The sequence below is a fragment of the Vibrio sp. H11 genome (assembly GCF_004804295.1).
GTDB classification, from domain to species: Bacteria; Pseudomonadota; Gammaproteobacteria; order Enterobacterales; family Vibrionaceae; genus Vibrio; species Vibrio ostreae.
The window spans coordinates 56,432-79,453 of sequence record NZ_SSHN01000017.1 but is presented as its reverse complement, the minus strand read 5'-3'; the positions used below and the strand labels follow the sequence as shown (position 1 = coordinate 79,453).

Sequence of the window (23,022 nt, the reverse complement as noted above, 5' to 3'; positions counted from 1 at the left end):
GAATACGCACGTAACGCGATGCGTATGGCGGCGCTGATGAAGATTCAGAACATCCAGGTCTACACTCACGACTCCATCGGTCTGGGTGAAGATGGCCCGACTCACCAACCGGTCGAGCAGATCGCGTCACTGCGTCTGACACCAAACATGAGCACGTGGCGTCCATGTGACCAGGTCGAATCTGCGGTCGCGTGGAAACTGGCTATCGAGCGTAAAGATGCGCCATCGGCGCTGATCTTCTCGCGTCAGAACCTGGCTCAGCAAGAACGCAGCGCGCAGCAAGTGGCGGACATCGCCAAAGGCGGTTATATCCTGCAAGATTGTGCCGGCAAACCTGAGCTGATCCTGATCGCGACCGGTTCTGAAGTAGAACTGACCGTACAAGCCGCAGCGCAACTGACTGCCGCAGGTAAGCAGGTTCGCGTGGTGTCTATGCCATCGACTGACACCTTCGACAAGCAGGATGCGGCTTACCGTGAAGCGGTACTGCCATCAGACGTCACGGCACGTATCGCGGTTGAAGCGGGCATCGCAGACTTCTGGTACAAGTACGTCGGCTTTGGCGGTCGTATCATCGGTATGACCACCTTTGGTGAATCAGCACCGGCGGGCGAACTGTTCAAGATGTTCGGCTTCACGGCTGAAAACGTAGTCAACACTGCGAACGAACTGCTGGCATAAGCCGGGTTTAATACGCAATCAAACCCAAGGCCCTGCTCAGTGAGCAGGGCCTTTTTCGTTTACGGTTGTGATTCTTTGCGAAACGCTACTTTTTACGAAAGAACACTTTTACGAATAAAGCGGCGCGCCATTCAGCCTGGATTGAGTCTGGAGTTTGCCTTCTCAGCACCTTGCGCTGCGAACGCTCGCTTGGTTTGTTCAAACGACATGAGATATTTCCCCCTTGCTTTTCTAAGCCAAAGCTTTCCTTACCATAAAAAGTACCGGCCAGTTTTTTGGCTAGCGTTGTTATTGCTAGCGCTGGCTTTTATTAACTCTGAGCTTTGCAGCTCAGTTCGAGTGTCTGGGTAAAAAGTTGGCCGAGTTTATTGTCCGGGTTTTGATATCAATCTAAGAATGGGGATGCGCACGGCAAGGGAGTGCGATCAGCAAGGTCAACAAACCGGACACCAACAGCCACTTATTGCCAACAGAGCCGAATAACGTTTTGCATACAGACAGACAATACATAGCTTCACCCGCTATCAGATAGCTATAACTGGATCTCCCACTATCTCTCCAACCACAGACCTCATAACGATAATTCCGTAACAACCCTAATAGCTTAAAATGCTATAACATAACATTTTGTCACTTGGAAACAGTTTTTTACATTTTGAGTCCGATCAGACCTATGGCGTTTCGATCATCAAAATTGGAGAACACAAGGGAAATGAAGGAGATCTTGCGGGAATGTAAGACAAAAATGGCCGCATCATGCGGCCATTTCCTGATTGAGTTATTTTTCTTCGAATCGCTTAGCGAGCTGGCCAAAATCATCCACTCGCTCATTCATCTGCTGGCTGAACTCTTCAACCGTATTAGTTGCGGCCAGATTTTGCGTTGCCATTGAGGCGATTGAATGAATATGCTGATTGACCTCGCTGGTCAGTTCACGCTGCGCCGTAGCTGAGTGAGCCATATCGCTGATGATACTCTGCATTTGTGCCAGTTGCTGCTCAACTTCCTGCAGGCGATGACCGCTCTCTTCTGCCACGGCACCACACGCCTGAGTCTGTTTCTGACTCTCGACAATCTCTTTTTGCCATGACTCAATCGTACTCAGCATGGTATCAATGCTGGACTGAATATGCTGAGTCGCCTTTTGGGTACGACCAGACAAAGCACGCACTTCATCGGCAACCACCGCAAAGCCACGCCCCTGCTCCCCGGCACGCGCCGCTTCAATCGCAGCATTCAGTGCCAACAGGTTAGTCTGTTCAGCGATGCCACCGATTTCTTCCATCAACTGACCCACTTTCTGCGCCTGCTCATTGAGCTCATAGGTCGTGCCGGTTGCCCGCTCAGCTTGATCACTGAGCACCACCAGATTATTGTGCGTTTGCTCTATGCTTTGCTTGGTATGCAAACAACTGGCCGATGCCTTTTCAATTAACTCATGAGCAGTTTGGGTATTACCGGATACCGCATCTGCCGCAGCTTCGACCGCGTCTGTAGCCTGCACCACACTGCGAATATCGGCGTTCTGCTGTTTCAGCGCCTGCACCACTTCCGCCGTATTAGCACTTAAATTTTCAGACAGGTCCCGCAGCGGGTGCGCTGAGTCAACCATACGCCCCAGCACCGTACGGATTCGGGCTGAAGCCATTTTCAGATGATAGTCCACCACCGAAAACGCACTGTTACCCGAGTAAATCAGACGGCTGATACTGTCATACTGTGATTGCAAACGATGGATCTGCTTGGGTGTATCAATCAACTCCTGACGGAACAATAGACCCAGGGCCGCAGCCGGCAATAAACTGGCCAACAGCTGCATATTACTGCTCTGCGCCAGGAAATAGGCAGCCGCAGGCGCCGCCAGTGACCCGAGGAGGATAGCATAACGCACCGAAGCGGAAATCTTGAGAGAGAAGCTGCGGCCGGACTGTTCAGCGCTGCGCAGTGCTTTATACGCTTTCGCGGCAATATCCACCCATTGACGCTGCGCCTGGACACGCACCGACTGGAAGCCACACACTTTACCCTCTTCGTAGATGGGAGTGACGTAGGCATCAACCCAGTAATGCCCGTTCGTTTTGGTGCGGTTTTTAACTATCCCGCGCCAGGCATTACCCTGCTTAAGATGCTGCCACATATCGGCAAACGCCGCTTTCGGCATATCGTTATGGCGCACGATATTGTGGTTTTGTCCCAGGAGTTCATGCTCCTCGAACCCGGCGATACGACAAAAAGTATCATTGCAGTATGTAATGACACCTTTAAGATCTGTGGTTGAAACCAACTGATCATGTTCCCCTACCGGAACTTCATTTTGAGACGATTGAATAGCTGACATGGCGTTAATAATTCTTATACATTGTAGACGCCTTATATACACAATTTTAAGGCGGTTTTCAAAACATCATACTCAATAAACCTCAGTTGCGTGAGTATAATCAACAACTCCACACAAGTAGTAACAAAGCATGTGCTTAAAGTCGCAACCACATCCAACTCGTCTTGCAACTCGCACGCAAACTAAATCAATTATTTGAGACGATAAGAAGTAACTCTACCCGGCGGTTACACGCCCGGCCCTGAGTCGTGCTGTTGGTGCACGCTGGGATAGATTCACCATAACCGCGGGTAAAAATCGCATTGCGTGCGACATTATTTCTGACCAGAGTATCTTTGACCGATTGAGCGCGCCTGACCGATAGACCATCATTCAGCGTGGTTGTGCCGGTATTATCGGTATGTCCCTCAATAACGATGTCGATACCGCGTTCACGAGACAAAAACTGGCTCATAATATTGAGCCAGTATGCGGAGTCTGAAGAAAGCTGCGCCGAACCGGTGGCAAACTGCATGGTATGTTTAAGCTTGACCAAAATATGGTTGCCCGGCATCACTTCATAATCGATACCATTTTGCATTAAAAACTGCTCAAGTGAGCTGTAGCCGGAGGCAGAAGCCTGCCTCTGCGGCCTCTGAATCGGTGTCGCAACCGCTGGAACCGCCACAGATACCGGAGCAGGCTGAGGTGCATGCCCCCACTCAGGGTAACGCACGTCCTGATCACTTTGCGGAGCCGTATCCAACATATTAGTATCCAACATCCCGATTGGATTATCGAGAGACAGGGAACTACATCCAGTCAGTAGCAATAATGTAAATAACGCAATAACCCTCATGAATCTCTCATCCATTTGTTGAAACGACTCTTTTATTATCGGCAGCCACACAAAAACTTTATGCAAAATTGGTAACAAATCCTGATTTCCTGGTTTGCCTCATCCGGTGAACCCGCTAGAATCAGCCTATCTTTATCAAGGCTTGGTTTTGTATAGCAAATATCCGATGAGCATTCTGATTACGCAGCAAAACCTGACTTGGTCGTATAACCTGACGTAAACTGAGTATTGAGACTATGTATAAAATTATTTTGCCTGTGGTTGTGTTTGTACTGGCGGGTCTGTTCATCTATCGCAGTTGGAATAACCACAAAGCGGCGGAACAGAATATCGAGCAGGGTCAGGCATTTATGACAGAAAACGCCAACAAACCAGGCGTCATTACCACCCACAGTGGCTTACAATACGAAGTATTAAAACCAGGTATCGGCACTGAGCACCCGAAAGCGAACAGCCGGGTGAAAGTTCACTATGAAGGACGTCTGCTGGACGGCACTGTGTTTGACAGCTCTTATCAGCGCAACGAGCCAATCGTGTTTGGGCTGAATCAGGTCATCAAAGGCTGGCAGGAAGGTGTGCAGCTGATGACTGAAGGTGAGAAAGTGCGCCTGTATGTACCGGCCAACCTGGGGTACGGTAAAAATGGCGCAGGCCCGATTCCACCGTCGGCAACCTTAATTTTTGAAGTCGAACTGCTGGCAATTCAGTAATCGCTGCTCAATCCCCTTGCTGTGGGAAAGCAAAATCACAAGAGCGGCCGAATGGCCGCTCTTTCTGTTTATCGTACGCTCCAGTAACAACACAAATCGCGGCGATAAATAACCGTGCACGCATTACTGCGGTAACGGATGAAATTGCAGGCCCTGCTCTGTCACCATAATACAGTCCATACCACCGGCATGTGCGGCCTGCTTACCTAAATGGGTATCTTCAAACACCACGCATTCACTAGGTTGCAGGCCAATCAGTTCACAGGCGCGCAAAAAGGTTTCCGGATGCGGTTTATGATTTTCAACTTCAGTGGCAGTCACTACGGCATCGAGTTTGTCCAGCACTCCAACCCGGCTCAGCAACTTCTCGGCACTGATACGCTGGCTGCCGGTACCAATCGCGATTTTTTTACTGCCCAGATAATCCTGAAATACCGCGTAAGTATCTGCGATTAATGCGCCACTGTCGTCAATCTCAGCAAACGCCCGCATCTTGTGTTCAGCAACCTCCATCGGCTCCAGCGCAAGACCAAATTTTCGGTTGATTTCACCCACGATTTTATAACTTGGCATCCCGCCCATACTGTGCAGCCAATCCCCGTCAAAAGGAAAGTCAAAAAATTCAGCGGTCGTGCGCCAAGCTTCAATATGGGCAGGCATGGTATCAATCAAGGTGCCATCCATATCAAAGATCAGCCCTTTATAACGTTCTAAGTTCATGAAAACTCCATCTCACATGACAGTGATTCGTGTGTGTTTGCTTCAATTGTTACATTTAGCCATTCTATTGCTAATTGCAGGTGATGCAAATGGAATCTAAACTCGCGCGCTACTTACGCTCCGCGCAGCAAGTACTAAGTGAAGTGGACAGCGTATCGCAGCAGACCAAACAGATGGACAACGCGGTGTCTGAATTTCAGACTCGCTGAGCGTTGCGGCTGAATGGATAGAGCGAGTACCCGTTAAGCGGCACCAGAGGCTTGCAACAAAGCCAGTCGCAACAAAAAAGGGCCAGTCGGCCCTTTCGTCTTTTTAGCTTTGAGAATCTGTACACTTTGACCTGATGCCACACGAGCGCGGTTAGTTAACCGCCTGCATCAGCGCCTGTGGCGTTTTCCAGCTGTAGATCCACTCCGGCAGATCGCTCCCCCCCGGTGCATGCCACATTTTTTCAGCCAGACGTTCACCACCAATATGGTCATAGAAATCAATCGCGGGTTGATTTTGCTCCGCCACTTCCAGATATACCCCCTGCTCCGGGAAATATTTCTCCAGCCATTGTGCCATCTCTTTAATCAGCACTGAGCCCAAGCCGCGACCTTTGTAATCCGGGTCAACATGCAAAGATTCGATATTGGTGCCTTTTTCAAAGTCGTGATTACCAAATGCACAGATAAATCCGCACAGTAATCCAGCCTCTTCAATCAACAAAATATGCTGATTAAAAGGCGGGTTCGTCAATCGAGCCTGCCAGATAAGGCGGCGATCATCCAACACTTCATTATCCAGGTATTCTTGTTCCAGAATACCTGCATAGTTAATTTGCCAACTACGAGCATGCAAAACTGCAATGCGTTCAAAATCGCTATATTCTGCTACTTTGATTTCCATTTACTAGTCCTTATTACTTCCTGTAATGGGTTTTCACCCCCTTCATACTATGCATTTAGCGCAGAAAAGCAAAACATTCTGGTCACATTTCATTTAATGCTATTTGACATAACAGAGTTCGCTGATATTCTAGCGCACACTTGTAAGCTTAAGGGTCTGTAAATGACTAATAAACCGCCTCTGATTTGGCTAAATATAACAATATTTTCAGTGAGCTTTATTCTGGCGACGGTCGTTGCGCCCTGGTATGGCTGGCAATTTGGTTACGGCGCGGAACACTGGATCTGGCTGGTGGTCTGTTTTTCGTTCTGCAACCTGTCGATCACCACTGGCTATCATCGCCTGTGGTCTCACAAAGCATTTGAGGCTCACTGGCTGGTGCGCCTGATTTGCGCGCTGGGCGGTGCATTCGCGTTGCAAAACAGTGCTCTGCACTGGGCGTCCGATCACCGGGTACACCACAAGTTTGTCGATCAGAACGATAAAGACCCCTATTCCGCTAAACGCGGATTCTGGTTTTCACATATCGGCTGGATGCTGCGCAGCTACAATGCCGCAACCTATGACGATTACAGCAACTGCCGTGATCTGCAGAAAGATGGTATTGCGATGTGGCAACACAAATACTACGTTGCGCTCGCCATTCTCATGAACCTTGGTGTGCCGATTCTGCTTGGCCTTATCTATAACGATGTGTGGGGCATGTTGCTGATGATTGGCGCGGTGCGTTTAGTGCTCAACCATCACACCACCTTTTTTATTAATTCACTGGCGCATATCTGGGGTAAACAGCCTTTTACTGACCGTAATACAGCGCGCGATAATGGTATTCTTGCCTTCTTTACCTTTGGTGAGGGCTATCATAACTATCACCATATTTTTGAAAATGACTACCGTAACGGTATTTACTGGTGGCAATACGACCCGACCAAGTGGATTATCCGCTTGTGTGCCTGGCTGGGTCTGGCCACTAAACTGCGCACCGCACCTGCGATCAAAATTGAGAAAGCACGTGCCCAAATGAGCCTGAAGTACGCAACCAGTAAAGTGACTCAGCTACCCAATCAGCATGCGATTGTGGAGACGATTCAGCGTGAGTTCGACGCTTTTATAACCGAGTTACATAACTACTACGATGTCAAAAAGCAGCTACTGGAAAGCAAAAAGAATTCAGCAGCGCAGCGCTACGAGCTCTCTGTACTTAAAGCTCGCTATCAGCAAGTCAAAGCTGAGTTGCTGGAAAAACGTAACCGCTGGCATCAGGTGGTTGCTCAATACGCATAACCATCTGTATTTACATAGTTAAGACAAAGGGCGCAGCAATGCGCCCTTTGTTGTTCAATCAACCGATTATTTGGTGAGTAACAGACCTCAGTTGACAGATACTTTGCCCGGCTCGGCGTGAGCTGACACAAGCGTCAAACGATGTACTTAACACCAGACTAAGATGGGATTAAAACGTACGCCTATCGTCAATATTGTTGCAAACTTCTCACTCGACAAACCCACATCGAAACAGTAAAGCTTAACCACCTTGAGCTCTTTGGCCTGTGGTCATATACTTGCGCCTCGCCTGTTACTGAGAGAAATCATGACCACCCAATCCACCGTCATTATTGGCCTGAATAATCCGAAAAGTCCGACCAACGTAGGCGCCGTGATGCGTGCAGCCGGCTGTTACCAGGCTTCCCAGGTACGCTTTAACGGCACCCGTTACAGCCGCGCAGCCAAATTTCAGACCGATACTCACAATGCACGCCAGCATATTGAACTGACAGAGATGCAAGATCTCACCGCCAACCTGGCTGATGATGTCAAAATTGTCTGTGTTGAACTGGCTTTGGGCGCAACGGCGTTACCGAACTTTATCCATCCGGAAAAAGCCATGTATCTGTTTGGCCCGGAAGATGGTTCGCTGCCACAGGAACTGGTTGATAAAGCCGACCATGTTGTCTACGTTCCAACCGTTGGTTGTATGAACCTGGCGGCAACGGTCAACGTGCTGCTTTATGACCGTCTGGCTAAGTCAAGCCTGGCGATTGATCACGAGCAGCAGGTACTGGCCAACCGTGACAACAAAAATCGTCTCGAAGTCAAACAGGCGTTACCCGCGGATTAACGATTGCTATTCAGTCACGATTTCTATGCAGTCACGAACACTACTGGATATTATCGATACATCCCTCAATTAGCATCCTACCTAAACAAATCACAGGGCGTCATTCGCCAGTCACCCTGTGGTGATCTGCAACTTCCGTCCGGGTATCAGCCAATATCGCCAAAGCGCTCCAGATAAAGCACTGTCGCCGCAGTGCGGGATGGCACGTGCAGTTTTTTGAGCAGACTCTTCATGTGCACTTTTACCGTCGATTCTGAAATAAACAGACGATCGGCAATCTGCTTATTGCGGTAACCTTTCGCGACTTCACCCAGGATCTGCGCTTCACGTTCAGTCAGCGAATCAAACACATCTTGCTGATCTTTGCGCTCCAGCAAGTATCTGGCAACGACGTCACTATAAGCCTTGTTACCCCCAATCGCCTCTTTGAGCAAGGCGATCAACTCATCTGGTTCCGTATCTTTCAGCAGATAACCATCGGCACCGGCGCGCACTATGGCTTCGATATCCGCAGCGCTGTCGGATACAGTGAGTATCACAATCGTGGCGCCGGAGCCATCAGCGCGCAGCGCTTTGAGAGTATCCAGACCGGATAATCCCTTCATATTCAGATCGAGCAGAATCATGTCCGGATCAAACTCATGAGCCAGAGCAATCGCTTCGTTACCATTGCAGGCTTCCGTCACGACTTCGAACTCATCTTCCAGGCTCAATAACTGATTGATCCCGCGCCGCATCAAAGGATGATCATCCACCAGCATTATTCTACATTTCGTCATCATGTGTATCCCTTGATCTCATATATGTCAGTGTTACTTTGCATCCGCGTTCAGGCGAAGCTTCCACGCGCAATTCGCCATTCAGACGACCAGCTCTTTCCTGCATAATACTCATCCCGTAATGGTTGAGTTTAGCTTCTTGCTGATCAAACCCTACGCCGTCATCTTCGATGGTAACCACCACTTCATTGTCCTGTTCGTTACAATCGATGTTAATTTGCGTTGCGTCCGCATGTTTTATCGCATTCATGGTCGCTTCACGGATGAGTTGCATCAAGTGAACCTGCTGATGTGCCTCCAGCCCCATGGATGACAAATTGTTATTAAGCGTTATCCGCGCCGGTGTCTGATCCGCCAGTTGGTCCAGCATATCCACCAGCGCCTGACCAAAGTTTGCTTCCTTAATCGTTAGGCGGAACGTGGTCAGCAATTCACGCAGCTGGGTATATGCGCTGGACAATCCCTGGTCGATATCGCCGATGATATCGTTAGTTTGTGAGCTGTACGGGTTCTGCTCCAGTTTAGCCATCACCCGTTTCAGCAGCGAGACCTGAATTTTCAGATAAGACAAAGACTGCGCCAAAGAATCATGCAGCTCGCGCGCGATCGTCGCCCGCTCTTCCATCAGCAGCAGCTGCTCGGCCTGTTTCTGAGCCCGGTTGTAATACACTGCCCGGGCCAGCATCAGCGCGAAGTTTTCGATCAGTGCCTGGTCCGGGCAAGGTAATCCTGCTTCCCAGTACAGATGACCCAGCGACTGACCCGCCAAAATCACCTCGCGACTATTGGCATTTTCACCACAAATTTGTCCTTCCTGCAGCATCAGAGGCTTGCTAGCCTCCTGCTCAATCTCGATCTTAACGCCATTTACCCCCTGGATGCTGACCATATGACGCAGAATCGCCTGGTAGTTGTCCTGGGTAATCCGCGCTGCCGTCAACTGCTGGGCCGAGTTATACAGGACCTCCAACGACTGATTGGCTCGTTGCAGCTTATGGGTTTTCTCATTCACGGCCTGTTCCAGACCACGATACAGCTTACCCAACTCCCCCGCCATCACATTGAATGTAGCGGAAAGAATACCCAGCTCGTTAGGGCTGTTGGTATCGAGCTGTACCTCAAAGGCGCGATTCTGCACTTGTTCACTGGCGATAACCAGAGCACGTAACGGGCGCACGACTTCTTTGCGGATGTAACGCACAACAAACAGTGAGATCAACAATACGCCGCCCAAGCCCAGCCCGCCAACCCAAGCCAGATTAATCAGCTTCTGTTCAGAAAATCGTTGTAATTTAAGGACAAATCCGTCGATACGGCGGACAAAGTCTTCGACCTGGTGGAGATATTCTTGCTTATTATCTCCGGTTAGCTGCGCTTTAAGTATCTGCCAGCGCATGATCAATGCTTCGTAATCCTGGGCGATATTCTCCGGAACATTCCAGTTACGTACCGCCTGCATTGACGGTGCATTCAGTGACTGCTCGAACGCAGCGATATGTTGCATGTAACTGGCTGACTCGCTCTGAATATCGTAAGCAAGGCGATAACTCTGCATCCGCATTGAGCCTGAAACATTTACCGCTTCCGCGTCATTAAGCGATGAAGCCAGGGTAATAATTGCAAACCCGGTGATCAGAACTGAAAGCAGTACGATCAGCAACATCGATTTCGCAATCGTACTAGTGACCGATTTCTCAACTTGTATCGCCAAAAATATCTCCCTGACGTGCTGTTTTTTACTCTGCCGTTGCACGGCTATTCCTGCGCAAAATGGAATGCGCTGCAAATATGTGATGATACGCGCCTGAATTTATTGATCTAAAACAAGCCTACTCCGCTTTACCCCCTTAGGGGTATTTATACCACTATGCCAAAAACTACAATTTGCGTATGGATAATTGAAGTTTATCAACTGAAATTGTGAGCCATACTCAATTGATAACCTTTAAAACATTGGGTAATGCGCGTGGTGGACTTCTCTAAACGAAGACTCTTTACTCGTCAATTAGTTGATAGTGATGCAATTCGCCTGCCATGGATTATCAGTGCAGAAGTCTTGACCGATCTTTGTACTCGCTGCGGTCAGTGTCTTACAGCATGTGAAATGAACATCATCGTTCATGGTGACGGCGGATTTCCGAGCGTCGATTTTGCTCTGGATGAGTGCACCTTTTGCTACCAATGTGCAGAAGTCTGCCCTGCACCCATTTTTCTGCCCCAGTCTGAATCGCCCTGGCAGGCCACAGCATCCATAAGCCAACGCTGCCTGGCAACCCAGAACGTCGAATGCCGCAGTTGCGGTGACAGTTGCGATGTGATGGCGATTCATTTTCATCTGGCAGCAGGAAAAGTGGCTCAGCCTGTAATCAACACTGATGAATGTAATGGCTGCGGTGCTTGTGTGTCAGTTTGCCCGACCGACGCTATCAAAGTTACCCGTATTGAATAACGATAAGAGATCATTATGTCGCTGAATGAAGTGCATATTTCAAGTTTGGTGGTACATACCCACCCGCAACATCTCGCGAGCGTCAAGACTGCGATCGAGCAGTTCGATAACGCCGAAATCTACGGGGACAGCCCGGAAGGTAAAATCGTGGTGGTTCTCGAGACCGAAAATCAGGGTTTCGTGACCGATACCATTGATGCCATCAATAATTTACCGAATGTGCTCAGCGCAGTACTGGTCTACCACCAGATCGAAACGGATCTGGACGCACTGGATCAGAGTTCATTCACGACCGAATCAGAACAACCACAATCCCAATTTGAGGGTGACGTATGAAAATGACAAGACGCGCGTTTGTAAAAGCAAACGCAGCTGCTTCTGCTGCTGCAGTGGCAGGTATTACACTGCCAGCGACTGCCACCAATCTGATCGCCAGTTCAGACCAAACTAAGATCACCTGGGACAAAGCGCCTTGTCGTTTTTGCGGAACCGGTTGCTCGGTCCTGGTCGGGACTCAGAATGGCCGTATCGTGGCGACTCAGGGAGATCCGGAAGCACCGGTTAATAAAGGGCTTAACTGTATCAAAGGCTACTTCCTGTCGAAAATCATGTATGGCAAAGATCGCCTGACACAACCGTTACTGCGCATGAAAGACGGCGAATACAGTAAAGACGGTGACTTTATGCCAGTGTCCTGGGATCAGGCATTTGACGTTATGGCTGAAAAATGGAAAGCCTCGCTGAAAGCGAAAGGACCAACCAGCGTCGGCATGTTTGGCTCCGGCCAATGGACCGTTATGGAAGGCTACGCTGCGGCCAAAATGATGAAAGCCGGTTTCCGCTCAAATAACATCGACCCCAACGCCCGCCACTGTATGGCTTCGGCTGTAGGCGGCTTTATGCGTACTTTCGGCATCGATGAACCAATGGGCTGCTACGATGACTTTGAAAATGCAGACGTGTTTGTGCTGTGGGGTTCTAACATGGCTGAGATGCACCCGGTTCTCTGGACCCGCATTACTGATCGTCGCCTCAGTCATCCGCATGTGAAAGTGAACGTACTATCGACTTATTACCATCGTTCGTTTGAACTGGCCGATCACGGCTATATATTCCATCCGCAGTCTGATCTCGCCATTGCCAACTTCATTGCCAACTACATCATTCAAAATGATGCGGTGAACTGGGATTTCGTCAACAAACACACTCACTTCAAACAAGCCACCACGGACATCGGCTATGGCTTGCGTGATAATCACCCGCTGCAACAAAAGGCGAAGAACGCTAACTCAGGCGCGATGAGTGATATCAGTTTCGAACAATACAAACAGTCTGTGGCCGAATACAGCGCTGAGAAAGCCTCTGAGATGTCTGGCGTCAGCGTCGAAAAACTGATCATGCTGGCGAAACAATATGCTGACCCTGACACCAAAGTGATGTCTCTCTGGACCATGGGTATGAACCAGCATACCCGGGGGGTTTGGATGCAAAGTCTGGTCTACAACCTGCACTTACTGACCGGTAAAATTTCAACTCCGGGCAACAGCCCGTTTTCACTGACCGGACAACCTTCAGCCTGTGGTACCGCTCGTGAAGTAGGCACGTTTTCCCATCGCCTGCCAGCGGACATGGTGGTTGCCAATCCGCAACACCGTGCCATCGCGGAAAAAATCTGGAAGCTGCCGGAAGGAACCATACCGCCAAAACCTGGTTTTCATGCCGTTTTGCAGGATCGCATGCTCAATGACGGGGTACTTAACTGTTACTGGGTACAGTGCAATAACAACATGCAAGCAGGCCCGAATATCAATAGTGAACGCCTGCCTGGCTACCGTAATCCGGATAACTTTATCGTGGTTTCAGACCCTTATCCGACAGTAACTGCTCAGGCCGCCGATCTGATTTTGCCAACAGCGATGTGGGTAGAAAAAGAAGGGGCATACGGCAACGCAGAACGCCGTACTCAGGCTTGGTACCAACAGGTCTCTACCGTCGGTGAAGCCAAATCAGATCTGTGGCAGGTAATGGAATTTTCCAAACGCTTCAAGATGGAAGAGATCTGGCCGCAAGAGTTGCTGGCTCAAGCCCCAGAATACCGTGGTAAAACCATGTATGACATGTTATTCCGCAATGGTCAGGTCGACAAATTCGCTATCGAAGAAGCCCGCGAACTCAATGACGACGCACACCATTTCGGCTTTTATGTCCAGAAAGGCCTGTTTGAAGAGTATGCCACTTTTGGTCGCGGCCACGGCCATGATTTAGCACCCTACGATGTCTATCATCAGGTACGTGGTCTGCGTTGGCCGGTTGTTGACGGAAAAGAAACATTATGGCGCTTCAAAGAAGGCTCTGACCCTTATGCCAAACCAGGCAGCGGCTGGGATTTCTACGGTAAACCGGATGGTAAAGCGCTGATCATTTCAGCACCGTACGAAGCACCACCTGAAGTACCGGATGCCGAATTTGACTTATGGCTGTGTACAGGCCGAGTGCTGGAGCACTGGCACACCGGTACCATGACCCGCCGGGTACCCGAGCTGTACAAAGCATTTCCGGATGCTGTCTGTTTTATGCACCATGAAGATGCCAAAGCACGTGGTCTGCGCCGTGGTGACGAAGTTGTGATCAGCAATAAACGCGGTGAAGTACGTGCCAGAGTTGAAACTCGTGGCCGCAATAAACCGCCGCAGGGTTTGGTATTTGTCCCTTTCTTCGATGCACGTATTCTGATCAACAAACTGATCCTGGATGCAACGGACCCGCTGTCCAAACAGACAGACTTTAAAAAATGTCCGGTTAAGATCACCAAAGTGGCCTCAACCCAGTAAGACAGGCATAAGCCATCAACAGAATATGCCGGGCTGCACTCTCGCAGCCCGCTCAAAGACTCAAGCCATTGGGCGGAGAATGTAAGATGAAGAAACTACTCATGGTACTCATGACACTCTGTACGCTGATTGCAGGTATAGCACAGGCAGAACTGGATAATCCGGGTGGTGTTGGCGGACTGGAATCATTGCGTGGCAGTACTCTCCTGGAAGATACTCGTGCCGCAGATAATATGAAAAAGTACCCGCGTGAACATACTCTGGAGAGTGATTATGTTTATCAGCCGCCGCTGATCCCACATAACATTCGTAACTATGAAGTCTCGCTGAACGCCAACAAATGCCTGGCGTGCCATAGCTGGAAAAACGCCAAGGAAATGGGCGCAACCAAAATCAGTGTAACTCACTTTGTTAACCGTGAAGATGCTGTCCTGGCAGATGTATCGCCACGACGTTACTTCTGCCTGCAATGCCATGTACCTCAGGCTGATGCAAAACCTTTGGTAGAAAACAAGTTTGAAAGCGTCGACTCACTCCGCTAACCAAACCTGGTATTAATTTGAGAGGCAATGTATGAAATTACTCAAAGCGTTTTGGCAACGGTTAAAAAGCCCGAGCAAAGCCGCGGTTGGCGTGGTGCTGTTTATGGGCTTTGCCGGTGGTCTTCTGTTCTGGGGGGCATTCAATACCGGTATGGAAGCGACGAACTCAGAAGCTTTCTGCTCCGGATGCCATGCCCCTATCGTGGCTGAAATCCAGGAAACCATACACTATTCTAACCGTTCCGGCGTGCGTGCTATCTGTTCGGACTGTCACGTACCACATGAATGGACGGATAAGATAGTACGTAAAGTCCAGGCATCAAAAGAACTGTTTGCCCACTTTGTCGGCACCATAGATACACCGGAAAAATTCCAGGCCCGGCGGGCTCACCTGGCGGAACGGGAATGGGCGCGGCTGAAAAAGAACGATTCGCTGGAATGCCGAAACTGCCATCAGTTTGAATATATGGATTTTTCCGAGCAAAGCGAGCGCAGTGCTCTGCAGCACTCGACCGCACTGGCTTCAGGAGAAAAAACCTGTGTCGATTGCCACAAAGGCATAGCGCATAACCTGCCGGATATGCATGGCGTTGAAGGTTGGCAGTAAGGAGTACAACCCATGAGTACATTAGAATCTGTTATCTGGCATGTCCTGGGCTATAGCGCCATGCCGGTCATTATTCTGGGTGGCTTTGCGGCCGTCGCAGTGGTATGTGTGTGGTTACTGTCGCTAACCAAAGACAAAGACGCGTAACGACACGCACTCCTGACTTTGCACAGGAGAAGCACGTAATCAAAAAAACCGGGGAGCAAAAACGGGTGACTTTACGCTTCCTCGGAAATACAAAATCGGCGTATTGCGCCGGTTTTTTGCATTCGGGCAATCATGCAGGAAAAGTCAGCGATTGCCGTCTCAGCCAGGCTCATCCGCCAGTTGAAAAAAGCGCCATGATGGTGAGTCATGGCGCTTAACAGATAAGAAAATTTATTCAGCATCAACAACCGGCAGTACCTGTTTAACGTACTGTCCAGGCGCCACGTCGATGACCGGATACTCATCGTTACCCATTGCATACGGCGCGACTTTCTCTTTGTTGCTGAACGTTTGCAGCCACTCATCCCAGTGTTTCCACCATGAGCCTTCGGTACGCTGTGCACTTTCCAGCCACTCTTCAGCGGTTTCTTCCAGTGTATCGTTAGTCCAGAAGCCATATTTGTTTTTGTCCGGATGATTAACAATACCGGCAATATGACCTGACTCACCCAGCACAAACACCTTATTGCCACCCGTTTTTAACGCGCCGCGATAAGTTCCCTGCCAAAGAGCAATGTGGTCCTCTTTTGCCGAGATAAAGTAGCTCGGGATCTTGATTTTATCTAAATCAATCCACACGCCACCAACTTTCACGCCTTTGTCCTGTACCAGTTTGTTCTCCAGATACAGTTCACGCAGCATAAAGTTGTGCGTTGAAGCTGCAACGTTGGTGCTGTCGCTGTTCCAGTACAGTAAGTCGAAATCGACCGGACTGCTGCCTTTCAGGTAATTGTCGACATAGTAGTTCCAGTACAGGCTGTTCTCACGCAACAGGCTGAAGGTCACACTGAGTGAACGACCGTCCATATAACCTTTGGCGTTGTTTTGCATTTCAATGGCACTGATGATGGTGTCATTGATGTATGCGCCCACTTCGCCAGGTTGCGAGAAATCAAGCAAGGTCGTGAAAAAGCTCGCTGATTTGATACGCTTTTTCATGCGCTTCGCTGCATAGTACGCAATAGTTGTCGCCAGAACCGTACCACCAATACAGTACCCCACTGCATTAATTTGTTCCTGGCCAGTGATAGATTCAACCGCAGTCACGGCTTTCACTACCCCATCCAACACATAGTTTTCGAAGTTCACATCGGCCTGAGCCTGACCCGGGTTACGCCAGGACATCATAAACACAGTATGTCCCTGTTCAACCAGCCAACGCACCAGTGAGTTCTTCTCACGCAGGTCAAGAATGTAATACTTGTTGATGAAAGGCGGTACGATCAGCAACGGCGTCGAGTTGACCGTTTCTGTCATCGGTTTGTATTGAATCAGCTCGAACAGATCATTTTTAAAAACCACGTCACCCGGCGTATTGGCGATGTCTTGACCGACTCGGAACGCATTGTTGTTGGTCATGCGAATTTTAAGAATATCGGCACTGGACTCAACGTCTTCCTTCAGCAGCTCCATTCCCTTCAGCAGGTTCTCGCCATTCTGTTCGATGGTCAGCTTCAGCAGCTCTGGGTTAGTCGCAATGAAATTACTCGGAGACAAGGCATTAATTGACTGGCGAGCAAAAAACAGGATGCGTTCCTTGGTCTTCTCATCCAGCCCGTCCACCGAGTTGATCGTGTCCAGATAATTTTTACTGTAAAGCAGGTAAGATTGCTTAATAAAGCTGAAAAATGGGTCCGTTTTCCAGGTTTCGTCCGCGAAGCGCTTATCGCCCTGCTCGCTTTCTACCACCTGTTTTTGGTTACCTTCCAAAACAACGTTCTGCCAGATTTTCAGCTGCTGCTCCCACCACTCAGTTTGCAATTGCAAAACCGCCGCAGGTTGATGCGCTGCTTTCTCAAACAGCTGCGCCGTGTCATCCCAGTTGACTTCCTGCAACGCTTTATTAAGAGGGGTATTCATGACCTCCTTGTTGACTTCGAAATCCCGCCACCAGCGATGGTTGGCCTCCTGCAGTTTCACAAGGTAGTCTGTAAAGGCATGTTGAAACATAAACTTACTCCTTAAAACAGAAAAAACGCCGCCCGTAGGCGGCGCAAAGCACAGTGTTACGCAGGAGTCACTGACTTAAGATTTTCTGAAGCAAGTTTGTCGATGTCTTCTTTAAATTCTTTGGCAACTGACTGCAGCTTGGTGCTGTCGTCCATCATTTGTTGAGACAGTTTAGTCAGCACACCCAATTGTTGAGAGCTGAACGCTGTCATAGATGCCACGTCTTTAACATCGCTGGCTGCTTTCATTTGCGCCAGACCCAGCTCGCTGTAAGTGCGAATTGAGTTCAGTTGCAGTTCAGTCAGAACTTCAACGTTTTTAGCAACCAGTTTGTTGAACTTCACATAAGGTTCTAATGTTTTTTCAGTTTGATCCGTGAAAGTTTTGAAAAAATCCGTATACATATTGTATCTCCTAGTGAATGAAATAAATTCTCAATTTGCTCTAAAACTTTTGCACTGCCTTTCAAACCGCCGAGTTCTCCAAGATAAATCGTTATCTGAGGAGTTACTTAGCTGCTTTAATAACCACTGCAGTTCCCATGCCACCACCGACACACAGTGAGGCCACGCCGTAATCCTGACCACGGCGCTTAAGTTCATGAATCAATGTAACCATAATGCGGTTACCAGAGGCGCCCAGAGGATGCCCCAGAGCGATAGCGCCGCCATTCACGTTAGCCTTATCAAGAATCGACTCTGGCGTGACGTTATGTTCAGCACATAATCCGTGCACAACGCCCAATGCTTGTGCAGCGAACGCTTCGTTGAGCTCAAACAATTCAACCTGATCAATGTCAAGTTCCGCTTTTTCCAGTGCCTGCGTGACCGCGTTCACCGGCCCCAGGCCCATGACTCTCGGGTCAATACCGGTTTGTGCATATCCGATGATTTCCGCCAAAGGCGTTAAACCATAAGCTTCAACGGCGGACTGAGAAGCGACGATGATGGCACTGGCACCATCGTTAATACCGGAAGCGTTGCCCGCTGTAACCGTCCCTTCCTTGTTAAAGGCCGGACGGAGTGATTGCAGACGCTCCAGAGTCGTTCCCGATTTGGGATATTCATCAACAGAGAAGGTCACCGTTTCGCGGCGCTGCTTCACTTCAATCGGTACAATTTCGTCTGTGAATTTACCGGCTTCAATCGCAGCAACCGCTTTCTGCTGACTACTCAGGGCAAAACTGTCCTGCTCTTCACGGGATAACTCAAACTGAGCCGCAATATTCTCGGCCGTTACACCCATGTGGTATTGATTAAATACATCGGTCAGGCCGTCGGCGATGAGCAGATCTTTCATTTCAAAGTTGCCCATTTTATTGCCGTCACGCAGCGAACTCGGAGAGGCGAAAGGAATTTGCGACATCACTTCTACGCCGGCTGCCACAACCACTGAGGCATCTCCGGCACGAATGTGGGCCACGGCATCCATCACCGCTTTCATACCACTACCACACACCATGTTAACGCCATACGCAGGTACTGATTCGGGAATACCCGCATATAATGCCGCCTGACGACCGACCCCCATGCCCTGACCGGCACTGATTACGTTACCCATAATCACTTCGTCTACCTGAGCCGGGTCCACGTTGCCTGCCAGCAAAGCACCTTTCACTACTTCTGCCGCCAGTTTACCGGCCGGAACGTCTTTCAATGAGCCGCCAAAAGCGCCAATCGGGCTACGTTTAGCCGCAACAATAAATACTTTTTCCATCCTGCATACTCCCTTACTGCATGTATAAGCCGCCGTTGACCGACAGAGTCTCGCCCGTGATGTATGCACCGGCATCACTGGCTAAAAAGCTCACTGCTGCTGCAATCTCTTCCGGCTTCGCAAGACGTTGCATCGGAACTTGTTGAACAATGGATTCGAGAACTTCAGCACGCATCTGCTCAACCATTGGAGTCGCGGTATATCCCGGAGCTACCACATTGACAGTGACACCACTACGAGCTCCTTCAGCAGCCAGTGCTTTTGAGAAGCCGATCATGCCCGCTTTCGCAGCAGAATAGTTGGTTTGCCCGAGCTGGCCTTTCAAGCCATTCACTGACGAGATGTTAATGACGCGGCCACCGCCTTTTTCGCACATCGCAGCAAACAGCGGTTGAGTCACGTTAAACACACTATTCAAATTCGTTTCGATGACATCCTTCCATGCCGCAGCTGTCATTTTCTTGAACATACCGTCGCGGGTGATGCCTGCGTTATTAACAATGACATCAACGGTACCTTCCTCCTCGAGCAATTTTTCCAAGCGCTCGGCGCACTCTTCCGTATTAGTAACGTCTAGCTCAAACAGACGAACCTGCTCTTCGGTAAATTGCTTTTCCTTGAACCAATCCAATGCGCAATCATATGCGCCGGTGTAGTAGGTAGCGATGACTCGATAGCCATCAGCAACCAGTGCAGAAGAGATAGCGGAACCAATTCCACCTTTAGACCCAGTAATCAACGCGACTTTTTTCATTTATGACTCCATTCAAAAGAGTTAGCAGGTTTTATGCTTTTTTCATCCATAATTTAAGCCAGAGCTAAACCATTATCGATAATTTAATCTTTTATTCCTTTGCAAAGAATTTTTCGTGCGCTCCTTATTTAAATTAAACCTACTTTGTGACAATTAAAATTAAATCGGTGCCTTTTGTCATATTTTTGACTAACATCTCACTGAGGGTGAAATGTTAATTATTTGTTATATGAAATATAAATTGCTGATTTTAAACAATTTACTTAGATTTCATCTTTCACGAAAATGGCATAAGATATTGATTAACAAGACTTTCTTTGATTCAATTCACGTTTCATTAATCTTGATAAATATCAATAAGTTACCGGGAACATTAATTTATAGATTTGTTGCGCACCAATTTATGACAAGGCGATTGCACTTTCATGGTGAAAAGGAAAATATTTTTGCACTTTATTGGTGATTCATGAGTTAAATTAATTTAAACATTATAAATTAATTAACCATTGCATATTAAAAATTTATTTTATCATTAAATAATAAATTCATTTATGTTTTAAATATTAATATAACATGTTTGATATTGATAATATTTAAATACCCCACCAATGTATTGGTAAGATCTCACCCTATCTCAATGTATAATAATAACTAAATTAGTATAAACTAATGATAAAATGGAAGTTCTCTACTCGAAGCAAGGCAATTATCAGAAAAATTTATGAATGACAAGCACAGAAAAAAGGCACTCAAACCAAAACCTAAGCTCAATTCAAACAAACACAGATAATTACCACATCAGTAAACATGATATTCGTGCATTGTTTTAGTGCATGTTTTGGTTGTTAATCTGCAGTAAATTTGTGCAATGCCCTGTACAGCCCCTAAACCTGGTTATGCTCAACGCACAAACGGCCCATGATTAAGACATTTGTACCTGCCCCCACGCTAAGCCCGGGCAAACAACATCAAACCGGGAGAATTTCATGAGGTACGGTGTAAGGAGATAAATTTTAGTGCGGAGTGACGTGACAATGTCACTTAATCTATCACTGTCGATTCAAGCCGTCTGGTGATCGTATGCTTGTCACCTGCTTGCCATTGGGAGGCTGTTGCAACCCCTGCAGAGATGTTTACCGGTTCAAATCGTTTTAGAACCCGGTGCGCTCCAGAGCCACTCTCTTTTTGTATCGACCATTGGCTGGTCACAAGGTCATATCGACGACTGAGCGGCAGCTCGGAGCTACTCGATTGAACGCTATAAATGCTATGGATACCCGAACTTCTGCTGGGTACTATTAATGCTACTGGGCGTTATAGAAGATCTCTCCAGTCTGGACATTGAGATAGATCTTATCAGCCTGACTTAAGCCACCGCAGTATATGAAATACACATCGCGATTCTGAAACTTCACCGAGCGCACCCAGCCACCCAGTTCGGCAAAATCATCCGGGTCGCAAGTGCCCTCTTTGAGCAATTGATCGGTCTTTTGTAAAAAGATACTTTCAAACTCAAGCAAGTCATCTGATTTGGCGATATAAGCAGCCAGGGTTTTGTTACGTTCGTCTGCGGTGATGACCGGCGCCTGCTCACTGAGACCCGACAAAGGGAGCCATTCAGCAATCTCAGGGCCGCCTTCCTGGTAAACGAAGTACTGACTCACCCGTCCCCAGCCATCTTTCTTTTCATACAGATGTACTTTATCGCCCCGATACATCCAGCGTTCAACAAACGCGTCTTCATTCGGTGCTTCACGTACCCCTAATTTCGGCAATTCCACGAAGTAATCCATCACCTCCGGCTTAGGCACATCAGGCTGACCAGGTTGTGATTCCGTCTCCTGGGGGGCTGGCGTATCTTTCTGTCCGGCTTTGGCCGCCTCTGCCTGCTCATGCATCGGTTGATAATAGAACAGGTAATAACCCGCGCCGGCACCACCCAGTCCCAACAGCAACATCACAATCATCAGTATTTTTTTCATTGATGCAGAGGCTCCGTGTCTCAATCAGGATAAATGTGGCACAGCGCTCATTTATCCTAATCTATACTAAATTAACACTCACTAATGACCTATCACCATGACCGGAAAGCGAGCATGCTTATTGATTATAACGGCCGTTATTTACATGACTTTACCGCAGCAAAGTCATGCGGTGCAGTGTAACGAACAAGAATGGAATAAAGCACTCAGTTCTCAACAAACTTTAGACCAGCGTTACAATTTACTCGCCTCCCAATACAACCTGTGGCTACCTAACTTCCAACACGCGGTTTTTCTGCATCAGGAATTTACCCAAAGTGAACTGCAATTTCTCTGGGACAGCAATCGACATGACATTCGCACTAAAATCGCCATGCAGCTAGAAAGCGCGCAGAAGGCGAGCAGAGATGTGATCAACCTGCTGTTTTTACTCGATGAGACGCCAAAATATATCGTCATGCAAACCGAGCAGTGGTTTCAGCTGGGAGAAAAATGTAAAAATGAAGGGCTGATGAGCAATTACTTTTCAGCTGAGCTCTATTTGAAATCAAACCAGGAGCTGAAAGGCTCACTCGATGTTCTGCGTCGTTCTTTGCAAACGATGCAAAATTACTACGACTATGAGATTTCCGCCTTATCTGCTCTGACCGAGATCACCTCCAGCCCTTAGGAAAACTAGGGTTTACATTGTAAATCCCGAATCTCCATTCGATTGATTAACTTTATCTTATTGTTTATCCCTTCGAGCGTACACGTATTGAATGGTGTTTCCCCATATTTCCTGCAACTCCCTGCTTCGTTAGAGCTACGGTCAAACACCAGCTAAAGAATGCGACATACTTTAGTTTGAACTAACGCACGAACCGGAAATTTTGGAAGCGACATCTCATTATGAAACGCTATACTGT

22 protein-coding genes are annotated in these 23,022 nt (G+C 48.3%); 11 read left to right on the top strand and 11 right to left on the bottom strand.

Features of this window, described 5'->3' with window-relative positions; translation table 11 throughout:
- The coding region (locus E6C74_RS19430) for a transketolase C-terminal domain-containing protein (protein ID WP_276605448.1) at positions 1-681 on the top strand (681 nt) is incomplete at its 5' end.
- 778 nt (positions 682-1,459) lie between these two features.
- On the opposite strand, the gene E6C74_RS19425 is transcribed toward E6C74_RS19430, so the two are convergent.
- Positions 1,460-3,019 (bottom strand): PAS domain-containing methyl-accepting chemotaxis protein, encoded by a 1,560-nt coding sequence (locus E6C74_RS19425; protein ID WP_136487700.1) that lies wholly within the window; start codon positions 3,017-3,019, stop codon positions 1,460-1,462.
- Positions 3,020-3,206: 187 nt separating this feature from the next.
- Positions 3,207-3,857 carry an OmpA family protein gene (locus tag E6C74_RS19420; RefSeq protein ID WP_136487699.1) on the bottom strand — a complete coding sequence of 217 codons (651 nt, stop codon included), beginning with the start codon at positions 3,855-3,857 and terminating at the stop codon, positions 3,207-3,209.
- Positions 3,858-4,093: 236 nt separating this feature from the next.
- Between E6C74_RS19420 and E6C74_RS19415 the strand changes: the two genes are divergently transcribed.
- Positions 4,094-4,567: an FKBP-type peptidyl-prolyl cis-trans isomerase gene (locus E6C74_RS19415; protein ID WP_136487698.1), complete on the top strand. Its 474-nt coding sequence runs from the start codon at positions 4,094-4,096 to the stop codon at positions 4,565-4,567.
- Between the two features lie 123 nt (positions 4,568-4,690).
- On the opposite strand, the gene E6C74_RS19410 is transcribed toward E6C74_RS19415, so the two are convergent.
- Positions 4,691-5,287 carry a beta-phosphoglucomutase family hydrolase gene (locus E6C74_RS19410; protein ID WP_136487697.1) on the bottom strand — a complete coding sequence of 199 codons (597 nt, stop codon included), beginning with the start codon at positions 5,285-5,287 and terminating at the stop codon, positions 4,691-4,693.
- Between the two features lie 360 nt (positions 5,288-5,647).
- The gene (locus E6C74_RS19400; protein WP_136487696.1) at positions 5,648-6,178 is read right to left on the bottom strand and encodes a GNAT family N-acetyltransferase; all 531 of its coding nucleotides are present in this window, start codon (positions 6,176-6,178) and stop codon (positions 5,648-5,650) included.
- Positions 6,179-6,340: 162 nt separating this feature from the next.
- Here E6C74_RS19400 and E6C74_RS19395 point away from each other — a divergent pair, with 162 nt between their 5' ends.
- Together E6C74_RS19395 and E6C74_RS19390 are read left to right on the top strand one after the other, a co-directional pair.
- Positions 6,341-7,462 carry a fatty acid desaturase gene (locus E6C74_RS19395; protein WP_136487695.1) on the top strand — a complete coding sequence of 374 codons (1,122 nt, stop codon included), beginning with the start codon at positions 6,341-6,343 and terminating at the stop codon, positions 7,460-7,462.
- 307 nt (positions 7,463-7,769) lie between these two features.
- The gene (locus E6C74_RS19390; protein WP_136487694.1) at positions 7,770-8,297 is read left to right on the top strand and encodes an RNA methyltransferase; all 528 of its coding nucleotides are present in this window, start codon (positions 7,770-7,772) and stop codon (positions 8,295-8,297) included.
- A gap of 146 nt (positions 8,298-8,443) precedes the next feature.
- On the opposite strand, the gene E6C74_RS19385 is transcribed toward E6C74_RS19390, so the two are convergent.
- Both E6C74_RS19385 and narQ read right to left on the bottom strand, forming a co-directional pair.
- Entirely contained in the window at positions 8,444-9,076 is a 633-nt protein-coding gene (locus tag E6C74_RS19385) for a response regulator (RefSeq protein WP_136487702.1), read from the bottom strand.
- A complete protein-coding gene (gene narQ, locus E6C74_RS19380; RefSeq protein WP_136487693.1) occupies positions 9,063-10,787 on the bottom strand; it encodes a nitrate/nitrite two-component system sensor histidine kinase NarQ in 1,725 nt (574 codons plus the stop codon). The genes E6C74_RS19385 and narQ overlap by 14 nt, the downstream gene beginning before the upstream one ends.
- Before the next feature lie 255 nt (positions 10,788-11,042).
- Here narQ and napF point away from each other — a divergent pair, with 255 nt between their 5' ends.
- The 6 genes from napF (at position 11,043) to E6C74_RS19350 (ending at position 15,652) form a co-directional block, all read left to right on the top strand.
- Positions 11,043-11,525, top strand: coding sequence for a ferredoxin-type protein NapF (gene napF, locus E6C74_RS19375; protein ID WP_136487701.1), 483 nt, complete (start codon positions 11,043-11,045; stop codon positions 11,523-11,525).
- A gap of 15 nt (positions 11,526-11,540) precedes the next feature.
- The gene (locus tag E6C74_RS19370) at positions 11,541-11,861 is read left to right on the top strand and encodes a chaperone NapD (protein WP_136487692.1); all 321 of its coding nucleotides are present in this window, start codon (positions 11,541-11,543) and stop codon (positions 11,859-11,861) included.
- A complete protein-coding gene (napA, locus tag E6C74_RS19365) occupies positions 11,858-14,356 on the top strand; it encodes a periplasmic nitrate reductase subunit alpha (RefSeq protein ID WP_136487691.1) in 2,499 nt (832 codons plus the stop codon). Before E6C74_RS19370 ends, napA begins: the two co-directional genes overlap by 4 nt.
- An 86-nt stretch (positions 14,357-14,442) precedes the next feature.
- Positions 14,443-14,898, top strand: a complete 456-nt coding sequence (locus tag E6C74_RS19360; protein WP_136487690.1) for a nitrate reductase cytochrome c-type subunit — start codon at positions 14,443-14,445, stop codon at positions 14,896-14,898.
- A gap of 31 nt (positions 14,899-14,929) precedes the next feature.
- Positions 14,930-15,505, top strand: coding sequence for a NapC/NirT family cytochrome c (locus E6C74_RS19355; RefSeq protein WP_136487689.1), 576 nt, complete (start codon positions 14,930-14,932; stop codon positions 15,503-15,505).
- Between the two features lie 12 nt (positions 15,506-15,517).
- On the top strand, positions 15,518-15,652 hold the full coding sequence (locus E6C74_RS19350) for a TIGR02808 family protein (protein ID WP_136487688.1): 135 nt from the start codon (positions 15,518-15,520) through the stop codon (positions 15,650-15,652).
- Positions 15,653-15,883: 231 nt separating this feature from the next.
- Here the strand turns inward: E6C74_RS19350 and E6C74_RS19345 are convergent, their stop codons facing one another.
- The 5 genes from E6C74_RS19345 to E6C74_RS19325 form a co-directional block, all read right to left on the bottom strand.
- Positions 15,884-17,662: a class I poly(R)-hydroxyalkanoic acid synthase gene (locus E6C74_RS19345; RefSeq protein ID WP_136487687.1), complete on the bottom strand. Its 1,779-nt coding sequence runs from the start codon at positions 17,660-17,662 to the stop codon at positions 15,884-15,886.
- Between the two features lie 56 nt (positions 17,663-17,718).
- Positions 17,719-18,066 carry a phasin family protein gene (locus E6C74_RS19340; protein WP_136487686.1) on the bottom strand — a complete coding sequence of 116 codons (348 nt, stop codon included), beginning with the start codon at positions 18,064-18,066 and terminating at the stop codon, positions 17,719-17,721.
- 103 nt (positions 18,067-18,169) lie between these two features.
- Positions 18,170-19,378, bottom strand: coding sequence for an acetyl-CoA C-acetyltransferase (locus E6C74_RS19335; RefSeq protein WP_136487685.1), 1,209 nt, complete (start codon positions 19,376-19,378; stop codon positions 18,170-18,172).
- 13 nt (positions 19,379-19,391) lie between these two features.
- The gene (locus tag E6C74_RS19330; protein WP_136487684.1) at positions 19,392-20,132 is read right to left on the bottom strand and encodes an SDR family oxidoreductase; all 741 of its coding nucleotides are present in this window, start codon (positions 20,130-20,132) and stop codon (positions 19,392-19,394) included.
- Between the two features lie 1,304 nt (positions 20,133-21,436).
- Positions 21,437-22,114 carry a hypothetical protein gene (locus tag E6C74_RS19325; protein WP_136487683.1) on the bottom strand — a complete coding sequence of 226 codons (678 nt, stop codon included), beginning with the start codon at positions 22,112-22,114 and terminating at the stop codon, positions 21,437-21,439.
- 145 nt (positions 22,115-22,259) lie between these two features.
- Here E6C74_RS19325 and E6C74_RS19320 point away from each other — a divergent pair, with 145 nt between their 5' ends.
- On the top strand, positions 22,260-22,784 hold the full coding sequence (locus E6C74_RS19320) for a hypothetical protein (RefSeq protein WP_240798224.1): 525 nt from the start codon (positions 22,260-22,262) through the stop codon (positions 22,782-22,784).
- Positions 22,785-23,022: the final 238 nt, after the last annotated feature.